The sequence below is a fragment of the Mariluticola halotolerans genome (genome assembly GCF_021611515.1).
Taxonomy (GTDB): domain Bacteria; phylum Pseudomonadota; class Alphaproteobacteria; order Rhizobiales; family Devosiaceae; genus Mariluticola; species Mariluticola halotolerans.
Genome location: NZ_CP090960.1, coordinates 2,837,167 through 2,855,314 on the forward strand (window position 1 = coordinate 2,837,167; position 18,148 = coordinate 2,855,314).

General features: G+C 56.8%; 15 protein-coding genes. 13 read left to right on the forward strand and 2 right to left on the reverse strand.

The window, feature by feature from the left end; genetic code table 11:
- Positions 1–78: 78 nt before the first annotated feature.
- Complete coding sequence (locus L1P08_RS13580; protein ID WP_303617532.1) at positions 79–1,113, reverse strand: Ldh family oxidoreductase; 1,035 nt, start codon at positions 1,111–1,113, stop codon at positions 79–81.
- 303 nt (positions 1,114–1,416) lie between these two features.
- Between L1P08_RS13580 and L1P08_RS13585 the strand changes: the two genes are divergently transcribed.
- The 13 genes from L1P08_RS13585 (at position 1,417) to L1P08_RS13645 (ending at position 17,001) form a co-directional block, all read left to right on the forward strand.
- On the forward strand, positions 1,417–3,012 hold the full coding sequence (locus tag L1P08_RS13585; RefSeq protein WP_303617533.1) for an ABC transporter substrate-binding protein: 1,596 nt from the start codon (positions 1,417–1,419) through the stop codon (positions 3,010–3,012).
- Between the two features lie 59 nt (positions 3,013–3,071).
- The gene (locus L1P08_RS13590) at positions 3,072–4,079 is read left to right on the forward strand and encodes an ABC transporter permease subunit (RefSeq protein WP_303617534.1); all 1,008 of its coding nucleotides are present in this window, start codon (positions 3,072–3,074) and stop codon (positions 4,077–4,079) included.
- Between the two features lie 10 nt (positions 4,080–4,089).
- Positions 4,090–5,001, forward strand: coding sequence for an ABC transporter permease subunit (locus L1P08_RS13595; protein ID WP_303617535.1), 912 nt, complete (start codon positions 4,090–4,092; stop codon positions 4,999–5,001).
- Positions 5,002–5,003: 2 nt separating this feature from the next.
- Positions 5,004–5,849 carry an ABC transporter ATP-binding protein gene (locus L1P08_RS13600; protein ID WP_303617536.1) on the forward strand — a complete coding sequence of 282 codons (846 nt, stop codon included), beginning with the start codon at positions 5,004–5,006 and terminating at the stop codon, positions 5,847–5,849.
- Positions 5,846–6,679 (forward strand): dipeptide ABC transporter ATP-binding protein, encoded by an 834-nt coding sequence (locus tag L1P08_RS13605; RefSeq protein WP_303617537.1) that lies wholly within the window; start codon positions 5,846–5,848, stop codon positions 6,677–6,679. Before L1P08_RS13600 ends, L1P08_RS13605 begins: the two co-directional genes overlap by 4 nt.
- Positions 6,680–7,190: 511 nt before the next feature.
- Positions 7,191–9,038 carry an ABC transporter permease gene (locus L1P08_RS13610; RefSeq protein ID WP_303617538.1) on the forward strand — a complete coding sequence of 616 codons (1,848 nt, stop codon included), beginning with the start codon at positions 7,191–7,193 and terminating at the stop codon, positions 9,036–9,038.
- Between the two features lies 1 nt (position 9,039).
- Positions 9,040–10,164, forward strand: a complete 1,125-nt coding sequence (locus tag L1P08_RS13615) for an ABC transporter ATP-binding protein (protein WP_303617539.1) — start codon at positions 9,040–9,042, stop codon at positions 10,162–10,164.
- A 178-nt stretch (positions 10,165–10,342) separates the two neighbouring features.
- Positions 10,343–11,407: an ABC transporter substrate-binding protein gene (locus L1P08_RS13620; RefSeq protein WP_303619576.1), complete on the forward strand. Its 1,065-nt coding sequence runs from the start codon at positions 10,343–10,345 to the stop codon at positions 11,405–11,407.
- Positions 11,408–11,453: 46 nt separating this feature from the next.
- Positions 11,454–12,584, forward strand: a complete 1,131-nt coding sequence (locus tag L1P08_RS13625) for an ABC transporter substrate-binding protein (protein WP_438268471.1) — start codon at positions 11,454–11,456, stop codon at positions 12,582–12,584.
- Between the two features lie 88 nt (positions 12,585–12,672).
- Entirely contained in the window at positions 12,673–13,545 is an 873-nt protein-coding gene (locus tag L1P08_RS13630) for an inositol monophosphatase family protein (RefSeq protein ID WP_303619577.1), read from the forward strand.
- A 115-nt stretch (positions 13,546–13,660) separates the two neighbouring features.
- Positions 13,661–14,539 carry an inositol monophosphatase family protein gene (locus tag L1P08_RS13635; RefSeq protein WP_303617541.1) on the forward strand — a complete coding sequence of 293 codons (879 nt, stop codon included), beginning with the start codon at positions 13,661–13,663 and terminating at the stop codon, positions 14,537–14,539.
- Between the two features lie 25 nt (positions 14,540–14,564).
- Positions 14,565–15,239 carry a dual specificity protein phosphatase family protein gene (locus L1P08_RS13640; protein ID WP_303617542.1) on the forward strand — a complete coding sequence of 225 codons (675 nt, stop codon included), beginning with the start codon at positions 14,565–14,567 and terminating at the stop codon, positions 15,237–15,239.
- Between the two features lie 49 nt (positions 15,240–15,288).
- Entirely contained in the window at positions 15,289–17,001 is a 1,713-nt protein-coding gene (locus tag L1P08_RS13645) for a metallophosphoesterase family protein (protein ID WP_303617543.1), read from the forward strand.
- On the opposite strand, the gene L1P08_RS13650 is transcribed toward L1P08_RS13645, so the two are convergent.
- Complete coding sequence (locus L1P08_RS13650) at positions 16,949–17,968, reverse strand: LacI family DNA-binding transcriptional regulator (RefSeq protein ID WP_303617544.1); 1,020 nt, start codon at positions 17,966–17,968, stop codon at positions 16,949–16,951. The genes L1P08_RS13645 and L1P08_RS13650 overlap by 53 nt on opposite strands.
- Positions 17,969–18,148: the final 180 nt, after the last annotated feature.

Genomic DNA, 18,148 nt, shown 5'->3' on the forward strand with positions numbered 1-18,148 from the left:
GCGAAAAGGCCCTCCATTTGAGAGGGCCTTTTTTTGGGCATAGCGTTATTCAGGTTTTGCCAGAAGGCGCGAGACAGTCTAGCTGACGGCGGCCAGGCCTTCAGTGCGCAAGCGTTCAAGCTGTGCCATTTCCTCGGCGGTCAGGGTGATGCCATTGGTCAGAGCCTCAGCCCGTGCGGCGAAGCGGCGTTGCGAGGGCAGGCGTGCGCCTTGCCCCATGATGGCCTCGAATAGTACTTCCGCACGGTCAAAGGCGTTCTGGCCACGATTGGCCGCGAACTTTTCCGGGCTGAACGCAATGATCAGTTCGCCGTGACGCGGGGCGATGGTCGTGACGCCGAGAAACTCCAGCGCTTCGGGGCTGGTCATGTCGCCGATCATTATACCGGCCAGCAGTTCAATCATCGTTGAAATCGCAGACCCCTTGTGACCACCAAAGGTGAGCATGGCGCCGGCGAGCGCCGCTTCCGGGTCGGTTGTCGGCTGACCGTTTGCATCAAGCGCCCAACCTTCAGGCAAAGGCTTGCCTGCACGCCGGTACAACTCGATTTCTCCCCGAGCGGCGACACTGGTTGCGAAGTCAAATACATAGGGGTTTTTGCCTGGGCGCGGCCAGCCGAATGCCAGCGGATTGGTGCCCAGAAGTGGTTCGGTGCCGCCGGTGGGGGCGACGGTTGCATAGCTGGGACACATGGCGATGGCGGCGAGACCCTGATCAGTCAGAATTTCGATTTCCGGCCAAAGGGCAGAGAAATGCGAGCAGTCATTAATGACCATGGCTGCCAGCCCCAGTGCGCGGGCCCGCTCTGCAAGCACAGGCGCGCCCTGTTCGAAAGCAAGGTTGGCGAAGCCACCCTTGGCCTCGACGCGTACAATGGCGCTGTCGTCAGCGGTAACAACCGGTATGGCATCGGGTACGACTTTGCCCATTTTTAGCGTGCGCAGACACCCCTCGACCCGATAGACGCCGTGGGATTTGCAACCGTCGCGCTCACCTGAGACGATGACGCGTCCCAGCGCTGCAGCGTGGTCGGCACTGAAGCCGCCGGCACGAAAAACCTCTTCAACAACAAGGGTCAAAGCCTCTATCGTTAAAACCGTGCTCTGGCTCATATCGTCATTCCTTTACGTGGCCGGTTGTGTCCTTGAATACAACGTGTATGCGATATGCGTAGGGTGGGTGCAAGGCGCATCAGGTCGGTGCGTAAAGCCGCCGCATCCCTGCGTCAGTTGACCCGGATTGATTGTGACAATTTTATATCCGGTTTTCTCGGTATGCGGGTGACGTATTGGTCAATACCGTTGACCAATTGGTCAAATTCCTTGTTGCACGTCAAAACAAAACAGGCTTTGTTGGCCTTCAGGTCGCCAGAATGTGTGTCTGGTGACATGAATTGTCAGGGAGACAGAAAAATCATGCAAATGATGAAAACGTTGCTCGCCGCCACCGCGATCGTTTCGGTAATGGCCAGCGCAGCTTCTGCCAAAACACTCGTATATTGTTCGGAAGGTTCGCCAGAAGGCTTTGATCCGGCACCCTATACTGCCGGTACCACTTTTGATGCTTCTTCGCGCGCGATCTATAACCGCCTCGTGGAGTTTGAGCATGGCAAGACCAGCACAGTGCCGGGCCTTGCCGAGAGCTGGGAGATTTCCGAGGATGGTTTGGAATACACTTTCAAACTGCGTCCCGGTGTAAAATTCCAGACCACAGATTACTTCACCCCGACCCGCGATATGAACGCAGACGATGTGATCTTCTCGTTCGACCGTCAGCGTATTGCCGATAATCCCTGGTTTGAATATGCCACCGGTATTTCCTGGGAATATTTCAACGGCATGTCGATGCCTGATCTGATCAGTGAAATCGTCAAGGTTGACGATATGACGGTCAAGTTCGTGCTCAACCGTCCAGAAGCGCCGATGATTGCCAATCTGGCGATGGATTTTGCCTCGATCATGTCCAAGGAATATGCCGATCAGCTTGAAGCTGCGGGCACCAAGGAACTGCTCAACCAGCAGCCTGTCGGCACCGGGCCTTACCAGTTTGTTGCCTATCAGCAGGATGCGGTCATCCGTTACAAGGCCAATCCTGACTACTGGGCCGGCAAGCAGGCGATTGATGATCTCGTGTTTGCGATCACAACCGATGCTGCCGTGCGCCGTCAGAAGCTTGAAGCTGGCGAATGCCACATCATGCCTTATCCAGCACCGGCAGATATCGCCGCGTTGCAAGAGAATGACGACCTGACCGTTGGTGAGCAGGAAGGCCTCAACGTTGGCTATCTTGCTTACAACACGCAGATGGCCCCGTTTGACAATCCCAAGGTGCGCAAGGCGCTGAACATGGCCATCAGCAAGCAGGCCATTCTTGATGCCGTGTTCCAGGGTTCCGGCCAGGCTGCCAAAAACCCGATTCCGCCCACCATGTGGTCATATAACAACGCGGTTGAAGACGATGCCTTTGATCCTGAAGCTGCCAAGCAGATGCTGGCAGATGAGGGTGTGACGGATCTTTCCATGAAGATCTGGGCAATGCCTGTGCAGCGTCCATACAACCCGAATGCCCGTCGCATGGCCGAAGTCATGCAGGCTGACCTTGGCAATATCGGTGTGGACGTGGAAATCGTTTCCTATGAGTGGGGCGAATATCTGGCCCGTTCCTCGGAAGTCGATCGTGACGGCGCAGTACTGCTCGGCTGGACCGGTGATAATGGTGACCCGGACAACTTCCTTGCCGTACTGCTCGGCTGTGACGCGGTTGGCGGTTCCAACCGGGCACAATGGTGCAACGAGGAATTCGAAGCCCTGATCCAGAAGGCCAAGGTGACGTCCGACGTTGCAGAGCGCACCAAGCTTTATGAAGAGGCACAGGTTGTATTCAAGCGCGAAGCGCCCTGGAATACGATTGCCCATTCGAAAGTGTTCATGCCGATGTCGAAGAAGGTCACCGGTTTTGTGATGGACCCGCTCGGCTATCATCGTTTCGATGATGTCGATATCGCTGAATAGTCAACAGGTTTGGGGGAGGGTGCCGCTGAGGTGGTGCTCTCCCTCATTTTTAAAAACACATGTTCCGATTTTTTCTTGGCAAGCTGGCGCTGATTATTCCGACCTTTATCGGGATCACAATCGTAGCGTTCGCCTTTGTACGCTTCCTTCCCGGCGACCCGGTGCTGCTTCTGGCCGGGGAACGCGGGATGGACCCCGACCGCTACAAGCAATTGCTGGTGCAGTTTGGCTATGATCGCCCGATCTGGGTGCAGTATTTCGACTATCTTCTGGGGCTGTTCCAGGGCGATTTCGGGGTATCTATCTCGACCAAGCGCCCGGTGTTTCAGGAATTCCTCACTCTGTTTCCGGCGACGCTGGAACTGGCAACATTCGCGATGGTCTTCGCCACGTTGCTGGGCATTCCCGCCGGCATTATTGCAGCGGTGAAACGTGGCTCCATGTTCGATCAGTTGACCATGGGCGCGGCGCTAACCGGTTATTCCATGCCGATTTTCTGGTGGGGCCTGCTGCTGATTATTCTGTTCTCCGGCATGCTCGGCTGGACGCCTGTGTCAGGGCGGATTTCGCTTTTGTATTTTTTCCCCAGCGTTACAGGGTTCATGACCATTGATGCGCTGTTGTCGGGGCAAAAGGGGGCGTTCACCTCGGCGGTGCAACATCTCATTTTGCCCACCATTGTGCTTGGGACCATTCCGCTGGCGGTGATTGCGCGGCAGACGCGCTCGGCCATGCTCGAAGTTCTGGGCGAGGATTATGTACGTACCGCGCGGGCCAAGGGGCTGAAACCCCGCCGCGTGATCGGCCTGCATGCCTTGCGCAATGCGATGATCCCGGTGATCACCACTATCGGGTTGCAAATGGGCATGCTGATGGCCGGGGCCATCCTGACCGAGACGATCTTTTCCTGGCCGGGTATTGGCAAGTGGATGATCGACAGTATTTCGCGGCGCGACTATCCGGTGGTGCAGGGCGGGCTGGTGCTGGTGGCGGGTCTCGTCATGCTGGTCAATCTGATTATCGACGTGCTTTACGGCCTCATCAATCCGCGCATCCGGCGCCAATAGGGAGGGCGTGATGACTGATCAAACCTCAACAACGCCCGCGGCACCGATGCCTGATACCCGCCTGCAAATGCTGGCTGAGTTCTGGCATTATTTCCGCCAGAACACTGGGGCGGTCATTGGCCTTGTCGTTTTTGTGCTTTTGGTGCTGGTGGCAATTTTCGCGCCGGTTCTGGCCCCGCATGAACCCAACCAGCAATATCGTGATGCGCTGCTGACCCCGCCCTTCTGGGTTGAGGGGGGCAGTACCACATTCCTGCTCGGCACCGATGCTGTGGGGCGCGATATGCTGTCGCGGCTCATTCACGGCTCGCGCTATTCGCTGATGATCGGTCTGTTCGTGGTCTCGATTGCGCTGATTTTTGGCATTGGTATTGGCCTGTTGGCGGGGTATTTCCGCGGCTGGGTCGATGTGATGATCATGCGGGTGATGGATGTCATTCTGGCGTTTCCGCCCTTGCTGCTGGCCCTGGTGCTGGTGGCTATTCTCGGGCCAGGCCTGTTCAACGCGATGATTGCCATTGCGCTGGTGTTACAGCCGCATTTTGCCCGTTTGACCCGGGCCGCGGTAATGGGCGAAGGCAATCGTGATTATGTCACCTCGGCCAAGATGGCCGGGGCCGGGCACTTGCGGCTGATGTTTGTGACCATCCTGCCCAATTGTCTCGGGCCGTTGATCGTGCAGGCAACGCTTTCATTCTCCGGGGCCATTCTGGAAGCGGCAGCGCTTGGCTTTCTCGGCATGGGCGCGCAGCCGCCCACCCCTGAATGGGGCACGATGCTCGCTGAAGCGCGCGAATTCATTTTGCGGGCCTGGTGGGTTGTGACCTTCCCCGGCCTTGCCATCCTTATCACCGTGCTGGCGATCAATCTGGTCGGCGATGGTCTGCGCGATGCGCTTGACCCGAAGCTGAAACGGAGTTGACCATGCCTCTGCTTGAAATCGAAAACCTGACCGTTGCCTTTGATACCTCGGCGGGTCTGTTCACGGCCCTCAACAAGGTCTCCTATAGCGTCGAGAAGGGCGAAGTGCTGGCCATTGTCGGCGAGAGTGGCTCGGGCAAATCGGTGGCCATGCTGGCCGTGATGGGGCTGTTGCCCTCAACGGCCACCGTGACCGCCGACAAGATCAGCTTTGAAGGGCTTGATCTTATGGGGATGAGTGCCAATGAGCGGCGCCGGATCATCGGCAAGGACATGGCGATGATTTTTCAGGAGCCGATTGCCAGTCTCAATCCCTGCTTCACCATCGGTTTCCAGATCGAGGAAGTGCTGGCCGAGCACCTCAAGCTCGACCGGCGCGCGCGGCGCAAACGCGCCATTGAGCTGTTGCATGCGGTGGGGATCGCTGATGGCGAGGAGCGGCTCGATGCCTATCCGCACCAGATGTCCGGCGGCCAGTGCCAGCGGGTGATGATTGCGATTGCGATTGCCTGCGAACCCAAACTGCTGATTGCCGATGAGCCGACCACGGCACTGGATGTGACCATCCAGAAACAGATCCTTGATCTGTTGGTGCAATTGCAGCTCGATACCGGCATGGGGCTGATCATGATCACCCACGATATGGGTGTGGTGGCCGAAACCGCTGACCGGGTGGTGGTGCAATACAAGGGCCGCAAGATGGAAGAGGCCGGGGTGCTGGAATTGTTCGAGAATCCGAAAAGCGGCTATACCCGCGCGCTGTTATCGGCGCTGCCGGAAAATGCCGTGGGTGACCGTTTGCCGGTGGTGGCGGATTTTGTGCCTGAAGACGAAGGAGCCTCCGCATGAGCGAAATCGTTCTCGATGTGCGCAATGTCACCCGTGACTATCATTCCAAGGGGACGATGTTCACCAAGCCGAAGGTCGTGCATGCGGTCAAGGGCGTCAGCTTTACCCTTGAAAAGGGCAAGACGCTGGCGATTGTGGGGGAAAGCGGCTGTGGCAAGTCGACCCTTGCGCGCATTCTGACCATGATCGACGCGCCGACCTCGGGCGAGCTTTATATTGATGGCGACCGCATTGATATCGCCGATCAGGCGGTAACGCCGGCCCTCCGCCGCAAGGTACAGATCATTTTTCAAAACCCCTATGGTTCGCTCAATCCGCGCCAGAAAATCGGTGATGTGCTGACCGAACCGGTTCTGCTCAATACCGATAAATCTGCCGCTGAACGGCGCGACATGGCCATGGCCATGCTGAAAAAAGTCGGCATGCTGCCGGAGCATTACAATCGCTATCCGCATATGTTTTCGGGCGGGCAACGCCAGCGCATCGCCATTGCGCGGGCGCTGATGCTCAACCCCTCGCTATTGGTGCTGGACGAGCCGGTCTCGGCGCTCGATCTCTCCGTGCAGGCGCAAATTCTCAACCTGCTGGCCGATCTGCAGGACGAGTTCGGACTGACCTATGTGTTTGTCAGCCACGATCTGTCGGTGGTCAAATATATCGCGGACGAGGTGATGGTGATGTATTTTGGCGAAGTGGTGGAATATGGCAGCCGCGACGCCGTGTTTGGCAATCCGCAGCACGACTATACCAAAACCCTGTTTGCAGCGACGCCGCGCGCCGACGTTGCCAGCATCAAGACACGGCTTGCGGCCAAGGCGGCGCTGGTCTGAATTGTGTGCTCTGACTGAGTAGGCTCCCTTGCGTCCAATAGGCCATTGGTGCCATCCCGGCTTTATCCTAAACTGCCGCTGATGTTGGTTTTCTTTTGCGGCATTCGCTGATGCACAGCATTGCAAAATTTTAATGAGCCGTTGTGTCAAAATTCGCCGACTCCCCAAAAAATCACTAAAAATCATGGATTTGGACGGTGTGGGGTCAATTTTGCACAGCTGTGCATTTTTTCTTGACAGCGCGTCATGGTTGGTGAAACCTTAAGCTCAGGATGCCGGTGTTGCCTTGACGTCCGGAAGAGATGTCAGGCGCGCTTTATGGCAGGAGGTTGGTGTTTGGGTGACAACGGTCGCCTGGCACCTTGAGTTGCGCCGCGTTCTTGGGGGCGGCCGCAGGAGGAGGACTGTCGATGATAATCTGTAGTGGCCCTGTCGTATTTTACGGGCTGTGTATGCCTGATGGTGGTGTTGGCCGGGTTTCGGGCACCGCTCTGCAGCGTGGTTTCATCGCATGAGCATTCTGACGAATAGCGAGTCTGATGCGCGCCGGGCCGAGTATATTCCCGCCACCCGGGGTCAGCGCCTGCGCTACCGGTTGAAAATTGCCATGCGCGAACCGACCACGGTTATCGGCATTATGGCCGCGCTGCTGTTCACCTATCTCATTCTGGTGCCGATTTTATCAATTCTGACCGATGCGGTTCAGGTGCAGTTTGGCGACAGTCGCCGCACCGGTGCCGGGATTGGTGAGATGACGGCCTATTATCTGCATCGCACATTCATGTCGCCGATTTCGCGCGATCTGTTCTGGGAGCCGTTGCAGAATACCATCTCTGTGGCCTTGGGGGCGATGGTTGTCTCACTGTCGGTGGGGGGTGTTCTCGCCTGGCTGTTGTGCCGGACCGATATGTTTGGCCGGCGCTGGTTCGCCACCGCCCTGATCGTGCCCTATATGCTGCCGGCCTGGACGTTTGCGCTCGCCTGGACGACCCTGTTCAAGAACCGTACCGTTGGTGGCCAGCAAGGCTGGTTTGAGGCGCTCGGGTTCACGCCGCCGGATTGGCTTGCTTATGGGCAGGTGCCGATTACGATCATTCTGGCGCTGCATTATACCCCTTTCATCATTCTGCTGTTCGGCAGTGCATTGCGCCGCTTTGATTCACAGCTGGAGGATTCCGCACGCATTCTGGGGGCCAAGCCGCACCATATTGCCTGGCAGATCATTCTGCCGTTGATGCGGCCCGCGCTGATGTCAGCCCTGATCCTGATCTTTGCCAAATGCCTTGGTGAATTCGGTGTGGCCTATGTGCTGGGCTTGCCGGTCAAGTTTGATGTGCTGGCAACCTCGCTTTACCGCAATATTGCCTCGCGCCAGACCGGTGTGGCCGGTGTGCTGGCCGGATCGATCATGCTGATCGGCATCACAACACTGATGATTGACGCATATCTGGTCAAGGAAGCCCGGCGGTTTGTGACCGTTGGTTCCAAAGGGTCGATGAACCGGCTCAGCCAACTGGGGCCGCTGCGTATGCCCGCGACGGGTCTTGCCGGGTTGATGTTCCTTTTGAGCGTCGGGTTGCCGGTTCTCACGCTGTTCCTGTCAACGATCATGCATGTGCCGGCCCGTTTCAACTGGGATAATTTCACGCTTCAATACTGGATAGGGCAGAACCTCGACACGGTCGCCTTGCGAACGGGTATTTTGCTGACGCCTGACCTTTGGAAGGCCGCCTGGAATACATTATGGATCGTTGGTGTCGCGTCTCTGACCTCGGGCTTGTTGGGTCTGCTGGTCGGCTATGTTGTGGTGCGCACACCCTCGCGCGGTCTTTCCACCTATCTGCGGCAGATAACCTTTTTGCCTTATCTTGTGCCGGGCATTGCCTTTGCGGCCGCTTATCTGTCGCTGTTCGCTGTGCAACGGGGGCCGGTGCCTGCGCTTTATGGCACCGTCATGATCCTGATGCTGGCGTTGATTGCCGATCAGATGCCCTATGCATCCCGGGCCGGTATTTCTGCGATGATGCAGTTGGGCAAGGAGCCTGAAGAGGCGGCGCAGATTTCTGGTTCCGGCTGGCTGCATCGCATGCTCTCAGTGGTCATTCCCATTCAAAAGGGATCGCTTGTGACAGGCATTTTGTTGCCCTTTATCTCAGGCATCAAAGGGCTAAGCTTGTTCGTTATTCTCGCCGTGCCAAGCACGGACGTGCTGACGACCTATTCGCTGCGTCTCATCGACTACAACTACACCCAGGCCGCCAACGCCGTCGTTCTGATCATTGCAGGCATTGCCTATTTCGGAACCGTCGCGGCCCAGAAACTCACCCGAACAAATCTTGCCGAAGGACTAGGTGGTTAGCATGCCGACAATCAACCTGCGCGACGCGCAAAAAAACTACGGTGGAAATGCACCCAATGCCGTGTCTGATCTGGATCTTGAGATTGGCGATGGCGAGTTCATGTGTCTGCTGGGGCCCTCGGGTTGCGGCAAGACCACCACTCTCAGAATGATCGCAGGCCTTGAAAATCTCAGTGGCGGCGAAATCCAGATTGGTGATCGCGTCGTGGATTCCGTCAACGAGGGCAAGTTCATTGCGCCTGAGAACCGCGGCATGGGGCTGGTGTTTCAAAGTTACGCGCTTTGGCCGCACCTGACGATTGAACGGAACACCGATTTCGGTCTGCGGTTGCGCAAAATGCCCAAAGCAGAGCGCGAAGCGCGGGTGACCGAGGTGATGCAGGCGCTCGGTATTGAGAAATACCGCGACCGGTATCCCTCCCAGCTTTCCGGTGGCCAGCAGCAGCGCGTTGCGCTGGCGCGTATGCTGGCGGTTAACCCAGGTGTTCTGCTGCTCGATGAGCCCTTGTCCAATCTTGATGCGCGTCTGCGTCTCGAGATGCGGGCGGAGCTGAAGCGCATTCACGAAACCTATAAAACCACGATCGTTTTTGTGACCCATGATCAATGGGAAGCGATGACGCTGGCGACGACAATTGCCGTGATGAACGAGGGCACGCTGCAGCAAATGGGTACGCCCGACGACATTTATGAACGTCCGGCAAACCGGTTTGTGGCTGAGTTTGTGGGTAGCCCGCCGATCAACATTCTCGAATTTTCAGAAGCCCAGGCCGGTGGGCTGGCAGCGATTGCTGGCAAGTATTTTGCGGAAAAATATGCCGGTCTTGAGGCGATTGGCTCCATTGGCATCCGACCGGAATCGATCCGGTTGTTCAAAGGAGCCGGAGATGTACCAAAGCGGTATTTCTCCGCACCGGCGCGTATTACCGGTGTGCTGCCGACAGGCGGTAGCTGGATTGTCGAACTCGAATGCGCGGGTGAAACAGTTTTCATGACAACCCATGAGGCGCCCACCGTTGCGGCGGGCGACAAGCTTCACCTTGGGGTGGCAGCCAAGGCGCTGCACGTGTTCGACAAGACGGGAGCCCGTTTGCTCGAAGCGGATAAAGCATTGGGTGTGCAATAGAATTCCATTTGTGGCGGATCGCGGCACCGGCCCCCAGAAGGTTCGGGCCGCTGACCGTCATGAATGCATAAACGTCGAAAGTTAAACAAAGGGAGGATATCTTATGAGTTTTGAGGACAAGAGCAGAGGACACGCCCGTTCGGTGGGTGCGCTGAGCGCCGTGCTTGCTGCCAGTTTGATGAGTAGCGTCGCTTTTGCTGACGATACGTTTGATCTGGACGCACTGATTGAAGCGGCAAAGGCGGAAGCGCCAATTCAGGTCTATGACAGCACCGGCAAGATTGTCGAAATGGCCGATAACTTTACCGCCAAATATGGCGTTGAGGCGGTCGGTACCAAGGTGAAAGCCCAGGCGCAGCTGGAGATGGTGATCCGCGAGGCACAGGCTGGGAATGTTCAGGGTGATGTCACGATGATTTCGGATGCACCGGCCGTCATGGCACAATTGGTGCCACAGGGATTTGTCACAAGCTGGCTGTCGCCTGATCTCAAAGACAAGGTTGCGCCTCGTTATCAGGATCCGCTGGTTGTCGTTACGATGGCCAATGTCTGGGCCTATAACGCAGAACTCTCTGATAGTTGCCCGGTTTCCAATATCTGGGAGCTGACCGAACCGGCATGGCGCGGCAAAGTGGCAATGCAAGATCCGCTGAACAAATCGGTTTACACCGACTGGTTCAATCAAATGGAATCGCATGGCGATGCGGCGGTCGCTGAAGCCTATGAGGCTTATTTCGGCAAACCGCTGGAAACAGATGAGGCCAGCGCCACGGCAGCCTGGATCAAGGCAATGGCTGCGAACGGTCCATTGCTGGGCAGTTCTGACAGTGCAGCTGCAGAAGCCGTTGGTGCGCCAGGACAGACAGAATCCTTCATGGGCCTGATGAGTTCAGCCAAATTCCGCGAAAATGCCGATAGCGGTTTCAAGCTTGGTCTGTGCACCAGCATGAAACCCTGGGTTGGATTTACCAATGCCGGTGTCGGGATGATTACGGCGGGCACGGACAGCCCGAACGCCTCCAAGCTGTTCATGCATTATGTCATGACAGAAGAGGGCATTGCCCCGCAGTCCGTCGACGGCAAGATGTCGACCAATAGCGATATCAAGCTGCCCGAAGATGAGCCTTCCGGTATCGGCGCGGTGCTTGACCAGGTGCTCGCCTATGACATGTCGACGGCTCTGGATGACTGGGACATGCGTCAGGACTGGCAAGATTTCTGGCGGCTCAGCTACACCAAATAATTTGATTGGTTTGCAGCTTTCCGATTGTTCCAAAAGGAAGAGAAAAATGACTTTTGCATATAGGGTGTCTGAATATTTCAGGCCATTCTCGTTGGCGGTGCTGTTTGGGCTGGCGACGGCTTTGCCAATACAGGCCGCTGATTTTGATCTGGATGCGTTGATTGCGGCAGCAAAAGCCGAGCCCCCCATTACGGTTTATGACAGCACCGGCAAGATCGTCTCTATCGGTGAGAATTTCACCGCAAAATACGGCATTCAGGCCACAGGTCAGAAGGTGTCGGCCAAGGCTCAGCTGGAAATGATTATTCGCGAAGCTCAAGCGAATAACGTCCAGGGTGATGTCGTCATGATCACTGACGCGCCGGCGGCAATCGCCCAGCTGATCCCGCAGGGATTTGTTGAAAGCTACCTGCCCGGCGATATGGTGGAGAAGATTGATGCGAGCTATCACAACCCACTGACGGTCACGACCAATGCCAATCTCTGGGTTTATAACAGCGAGGTCTACGATTCCTGTCCAGTCAGCAACATGTGGGAGCTGACACAGCCGGAATGGAGCGGCCGTGTAGCGATCGTTGATCCTTTGCTCAAGGGTACTTATACGGACTGGTTCAGCCAGATGGCGGCACATGGCGACGATGCGGTTGCCAATGCTTATGCTGATCACTTCGGTAAGCCGCTTGCGACGGATCAGGCCAGCGCGACGGCCGCATGGGTCAAGGCGTTTGGTGAAAACGGTCCTTTGGTGACTGAGGGCGATGATCAGGTGTCGGAGGCGGTCGGCGCAAAAGGTCAGGCGGAACCATTTTTCGGTCTGATGAGCTCTGCCAAATTCCGCGATATCGAGGGTAAGGATTATGCTCTTGCAGTCTGCAAGGACATGGCACCGTGGGTGGGTTGGACCTATAGCAAGCTCGGTCTGATCGCCTCGGGCACAGACAGCCCGAACGCGGCAAAATTGTTCATCCATTTTGTGCTGACCGAAGAAGGTATTGCCCCTCAGATGGCTGACGGCAAGGTGCCAACAAACAGCGATATCCAGATGCCGGATGATGAGCCCTCGGGGCTCGCATCGGTCGCTGACAAGCTGTTCTCTTACAATTCCGAGTCGGGACTTGAGGATTTCGACACCCGTCAGGATTGGCAGGATTTCTGGCGGTTGAGCTATCGCCGCTAGTTGATGGATGCCGGGCGGCGGCGACCTGCCGCCCGGCACATTTTTATGTTTCACGCCGATTGGATATCCCATGACTTCTGATGACCGCATGTTCAGCCGCTTTCGCACGCCCGGTTCCCGTAACCAATCGAGCACGGAATTGCGCCTGATTGCGCAGGATGCCGCGCTTGAGGTTCGGGCCGCGCTGTTGCAGGCGTTCCGGTCGGAAATGAAGATTGACTACAAGGTTGACCTGCATGATCTGGTGACGGTCCATGACCAGCAGACGGAGGTCAAGCTGCGCGAATTCCTTTTGTCGCATGTGCCGGATTCAACCTTTATGGGGGAAGAGGGCGGCAAGACCGGTGAGGGCCCGGTGCACTGGTATGTTGATCCGATTGACGGCACATCGAACTTTGCCAGCGGTTTGGCTTTTTGGTGTGTCTCTATCGGGGCGGTGTTTGAAGGCGAGATCGTTGCCGGGGTTGTTTATGACCCGGTGGCAAACAACATGTTCTCAGCCGATTTGGGCGGCGCTTATCTCAATGGCAAGCCGATGCGTTCGAAAGCTGCCGCGGAGGAAACACGGGCGACGCTGATCACTGGCTATCCGGTGGCACGCGATTTCCGCCTTGATGGACGGCAACAATCGCTTGAGGATTTCGGGGAGCTGGCCAATACGTTCTCGACGCTGCGGCGTCCGGGCAGCGCGGCATTGAGTATCTGCCATATTGCTGCCGGCTGGTCGGATGCGGCGGCGGGGTTCGGGGTTAACCCCTGGGATGTGACGGCCTCTATTCTCATTCTTGAGAAGGCGGGAGGCAGTTACAAGCCGCTGACACTTGGCAAGGTGGCGGCAGGCAGTCCCAACTTCATGTGCCCCGGCTATGTCGCCCTGGGGCACGGCGCGAATTATCCCACATTAATGCGCGTTGCAAATCGCATTTCAGAGCGGCGCGACAAGGTCGCGATGACAGCGTGATCCCCCGTATCCCGGGCTGAGAGGAAGCGGCGGATGGCCGCGATAGTCGCGGAATCTATTGACCAAATTGCACAGCTGTGCAACTAGCATTTTTGATACGAACGGAGACCGAATAATGACCGCAAGTACGGCACATAACCGGACCATAGATCAGGCCGGAATGGAGCTGCGCGCCAAGCTGTGCCGGGAGATGGCATTGAGCGCGGGGCAAGTGGCCATGGAGGGGTTTGCCCGCCGGGACGGTTCGTCGATCGGCATGAAAGGTCCGCAAGATTTTCTGACCGAGACCGATTCTGCTGTGGAGCGTCACATCAAGGCGCGTATTGCGGAAGTGTTTCCCGAAGACGGGTTTCTGGGTGAGGAAACCGGCATTGGTGGCGACGTAACCGGCAATGTCTGGGTGGTTGATCCGATTGATGGCACTGCCAATTTTGCCCGTGATATACCGCATTTCTGCATTTCGATTGCTTTTGTGGTTGATGGGCAGGTGGTGCTGGGTGCGATCAACAACCCAAGCCTGAATGAACTGTATTTCGCCCGGCGTGGCCGGGGGGCGTGGCGCAATGAGGTGCAATTGCAAGTCGCCAAAACGGATGAATATTCGGCGGCATGTGTTGAACTTGGCTGGTCCAACCGTCGGCCGTTGGGCACTTATATCGATGTTTTGACCAATATACTGGAACGGGGAGCCAATGTGCGCCGCTCTGCATCCGGGGCCTTGGGATTGGCATTCGTGGCCGATGGGCGCTCTGATGCCTATCTCGAATTGCACATGCATGCCTGGGATTGCCTTGCAGGTTTGTTGCTGGTGCAGGAAGCTGGTGGCGTTGTGGTGCCGTTTCTTGAGAATGGCGGTTTGTTGAACGGCGGGCCTGTGCTCGCAGCGGTCCCTGCAATTGCAGAAGATCTCTGCATCGCTTCGGGCATTGCGATGCATGTCGAGAGTGACCGGGATACGGCGAAGCCTAGAAGTTCAGTGCCGGTGGCGGGATAAAAGACGCGCAAGCCGCCTGTACCTGATGAGTGAATCACCAACAGTTTTACGAGAGTGGAGAGAAGTATTGAGCCATCCAATCCCAAGATATGAGCGTCCAGATATCAGCCTGATCGAGGAGAATGTGACGCCTTACGGTGTTTCGCTCTATATCGCGGGCAGTAAGGGGGCGAGCAATCTCGATCTTTTGCGGGAGCATGGTATTACAACGGTTGTGAATTGTGCGGTGAACCTCGATTTCAATTTCGTGCGCGATGAAGATGATCAGCGCGAACCCGGTGAGAATGCGGTTCCGAACGGGGCGGGCGCCGTTCGGTATTACAAGCTGGGTCTTGTTGATGGTCATGGGAACCCCGAGACGATGATGCTGGCAGGGTATTATTTGCTGCGCAGTGCGCTCAATCAGGAGTTGCCTGAACGCGCCAGCTACCCACGGCGCGAGCGTGGCAATGTCTTGGTAAACTGCCGGGGCGGACGCAGTCGCTCGGTGGCGCTCGCGGGCTTGTTTTTGCATCAAAGCATGCCCGACAAATATCCAACGCTTGACGACGCTTTGCAGCATGTCCGGGTTCAGCGCCAGCTGCGGCCGGATGAATGGATTGAGGCGCCGAAGCCCATGTTGGTCAATGCCGCGCTGCAGGCATCAAAATGGATCGAATATATCGGCCATGATGAGCCTACCCGGGCCAATGCTTCTTGAATTCTGACACAGGATCGCGCACAAACCGGCGCGTTCCAGGAGGCCCTTGATGGCAAGCAAACGTGTTGCGGTGATCGCGGATCCACATTTTCATGATGTGTATTTTGGCCGGTCTCGGGCGCAGGAAGCCCCTGAATTTGTGCGAACTTTGGCTGATACGCTCGCGTCCACGCGTGTGTTCAATGAAAGCGAACTGGCGTTCCGCTCTGTGCTCGATGAGATTGCGGCACGGGGCATTCGTCTCGTGGTTTTGGCCGGCGATCTGACCGATGACGGACAGCGGGCAAACTGGCGTGCTGTTGATGCACTGCTGCAGGAATATGCCCAGCGATATGGGATGCGGTTTTTCGCGACGCCGGGCAATCATGATCAATTCGCCGAAGATGGCTGTCATCTCGCCAAGCGTTTCGCCAATGCTGATGGTAGCTTTGACCTGGTCGCCAGCAATGCAGCCACCAGCAAACATGCCCGGCAAAACGTGGTGCTTGAGGACATGTATTGCGTGGGGTATGCCGACGCGCTTGATCGTAATGTCAGCCTTGGATATTTCCGCACGCCGGGCGATGTGCACTGGGAAAGCCCTTTTGGTTTCGATGACGCGCTTGCGGGGCGGTGGTATGAAATTGCGGCAGGCAGTGACATGCCACCCCTACGCATTACCGATGCGTCTTATCTGGTGGAACCTGTTGAGGGGCTCTGGGTTCTGTCGCTCGACGCCAATGTTTACGTCGCGGAAGCCGGTGTAGTTTCCGCCGACAGGAGCGGTGAAGGCTGGAACGCCGTGCTGGCCAGCCGCCCCTATTTGCTGGACTGGGTAAAAGATGTGGCGGATCGCGCGCGGCGTCTGGGCAAGCAATTGCTGACCTTTTCGCATTATCCGATAGTGGATGTGGTCAATGGCACGCATGAGCCGGCTTTCCGGTTTGACCATCAAGAAGGCGGCAAAAAGCGCGAAATGCCGAACCCTGAGGTGATGAGGGCATTCGCTGGGGCGGGCATCGGGGCGCATTTCAGCGGGCATTGGCACGTGAACAATACCGGGTGTTTTCACGAGGATGGTGATTTTCTGGTCAATGTGGCTGTGCCATCGCCGGTGGGGTTTCCCGGGGGGTTCAAGGTCGTCACACTGACCGATGGGCAATTACATATCGAGACCGTGCCGCTTGGTGCGTTGCCTTTGCCGCCTGCGATAGGCGCGCGCTATCAGGCAGAGAGGGGCACTGCCGATGACGGGGATATTCCCGTGCATTCCTATAAGGAATTTCTGGCGTTTCACCTTTCAAAGCGCGTCCGGGGAAAATATCTGTCGCGCGACTGGCCGGAGGGCTTTGCAATCCTTGCGGCTGAGTTCTCGCTGGCTGATGTTCATCAGTTCGCCAATGTCCCGGCAGCTCTGGACTATGCCGATCTGGCCAGGTCGGTCAACAGGGAGCCGCTGGCGGCCAATTTGCCTGATCTGTCGTTTGAAGCGGTGTTGATCGATTTCCACCGTCTGATAATGGCCGGGGACCCTGTGCTTGCTGGTGTCGGGCCGGAGCGGTTGGCAGCTTATGCGGCGCTGGCAGCAGCTTATGAAAATGGAGATTGGCCTGCGGGCAGTGTGCAGAGTGATCTAGCCAAGTTTGCAGGGATGATGCAGCGCACGCTTGAAAGCGCGCCTGCCATGAATTTCGTGATCGATACCGCGGCGAAAACTGTACGGGCGACGCCTATCGCGGCCGCACCGAGCGCCGCCAGACAGGTTGAACCTCAAACACCTTGATTTCCTCTTGCGGCGTTAAAGCATTCACGTCGGTGAGCAAGCTGACAATGTGGTCGGCCATTTGTTCGACGGGTTGCTTGAAGGTTGTCAGATTGTACGATTCCCAACCCGCCTGTTCGATGTCATCGAACCCGATGACGCAAAGATCTTGAGGAATTGACAGTCCGAACTCGTGCCTTGCGGCATCCATAAATCCCAAGGCCAGCAGATCAGTTACGCAAAATGCGGCGTCGGGGCGCTCGCTGCGGCTTAACAGCAGACGCGCGGCATCAATGCCGGATTGGTAAGTGGTGGGTCCCGCCCGCGTTACCGTTGCCTCAATGCCGCCGGCCCGGGCCGCATTAAGGAACGCATCCTCACGTCCGACGAGGCTCGAGGTGCCGGCTTGTGAGGAAATAATCGCCAGACGTTTGCACCCGGCCCGACGCAATAGTGCAAAGGCTTCCTTGCCGGCAGCATCGTTGTTGACGATGACTTTTTTGACGCCCTCGAACTGTTCATTGCGATTGATCAGAATGACGTTCTGGCCATTGGCCAAACAGGTGTCGATCAGGGAGATTGCCGGGCTGCCAGAGAGGACGACGGTTGCGTCGGCGCGATAATGCAGGGTCTGGCGCAGGGCATTGGAGACACTTTCGCTTTCGCCGCCAGTGTTGATAACCAGCGATACTTTTTCGAGTATTTGCAGCTTGTCCGTGAGTAATTCCAGCATGCGGGACTGGAACGGGTGCGCCATGTCGGCTGCGACGATGCAAACGATATTGCTTTGCTCGTTGATCAGGCCGCGTGCCAGATGATTGACATGATAGCCCAGTTCTTCGGCGGCCTTGAGCACCTTGATGCGGGTGGTCTCGGAAACGCTGGCGCCGTCGGTAAATGTGCGTGAAACGGCGGAGCGGGAGACGCCGGCGCGTTCGGCAACCCGTTGCGCGCTGACATAGGATCGATTGCGACTAGGTTCAGTCATCAATAAATCCTCCTGCGACAACCTTTGCATGCTTGTGTGCATGAATTCTGTTCTGTTGGAAATAGACGGGTGGGTGTCTGTTTTCAATAACTCTCTGTTTTTTGCCTGTATATCCCCGCACGGTCGTTGCGGGCCCCGTTTACGCGATGACGGTTGCAATTCGCAGACAGTACTATAAAT

Excerpts from the sequence above, each read along its gene's own strand:
- L1P08_RS13580 (WP_303617532.1), bottom strand. The coding sequence starts at position 1,113 with ATGAGCCAGAGCACGGTTTTAACGATAGAGGCTTTGACCCTTGTTGTT.
- L1P08_RS13585 (WP_303617533.1), top strand. The coding sequence starts at position 1,417 with ATGCAAATGATGAAAACGTTGCTCGCCGCCACCGCGATCGTTTCGGTA.
- L1P08_RS13590 (WP_303617534.1), top strand. The coding sequence starts at position 3,072 with ATGTTCCGATTTTTTCTTGGCAAGCTGGCGCTGATTATTCCGACCTTT.
- L1P08_RS13595 (WP_303617535.1), top strand. The coding sequence starts at position 4,090 with ATGACTGATCAAACCTCAACAACGCCCGCGGCACCGATGCCTGATACC.
- L1P08_RS13600 (WP_303617536.1), top strand. The coding sequence starts at position 5,004 with ATGCCTCTGCTTGAAATCGAAAACCTGACCGTTGCCTTTGATACCTCG.
- L1P08_RS13605 (WP_303617537.1), top strand. The coding sequence starts at position 5,846 with ATGAGCGAAATCGTTCTCGATGTGCGCAATGTCACCCGTGACTATCAT.
- L1P08_RS13610 (WP_303617538.1), top strand. The coding sequence starts at position 7,191 with ATGAGCATTCTGACGAATAGCGAGTCTGATGCGCGCCGGGCCGAGTAT.
- L1P08_RS13615 (WP_303617539.1), top strand. The coding sequence starts at position 9,040 with ATGCCGACAATCAACCTGCGCGACGCGCAAAAAAACTACGGTGGAAAT.
- L1P08_RS13620 (WP_303619576.1), top strand. The coding sequence starts at position 10,343 with ATGAGTAGCGTCGCTTTTGCTGACGATACGTTTGATCTGGACGCACTG.
- L1P08_RS13625 (WP_438268471.1), top strand. The coding sequence starts at position 11,454 with ATGACTTTTGCATATAGGGTGTCTGAATATTTCAGGCCATTCTCGTTG.
- L1P08_RS13630 (WP_303619577.1), top strand. The coding sequence starts at position 12,673 with ATGTTCAGCCGCTTTCGCACGCCCGGTTCCCGTAACCAATCGAGCACG.
- L1P08_RS13635 (WP_303617541.1), top strand. The coding sequence starts at position 13,661 with ATGACCGCAAGTACGGCACATAACCGGACCATAGATCAGGCCGGAATG.
- L1P08_RS13640 (WP_303617542.1), top strand. The coding sequence starts at position 14,565 with ATGAGTGAATCACCAACAGTTTTACGAGAGTGGAGAGAAGTATTGAGC.
- L1P08_RS13645 (WP_303617543.1), top strand. The coding sequence starts at position 15,289 with ATGGCAAGCAAACGTGTTGCGGTGATCGCGGATCCACATTTTCATGAT.
- L1P08_RS13650 (WP_303617544.1), bottom strand. The coding sequence starts at position 17,968 with ATGACTGAACCTAGTCGCAATCGATCCTATGTCAGCGCGCAACGGGTT.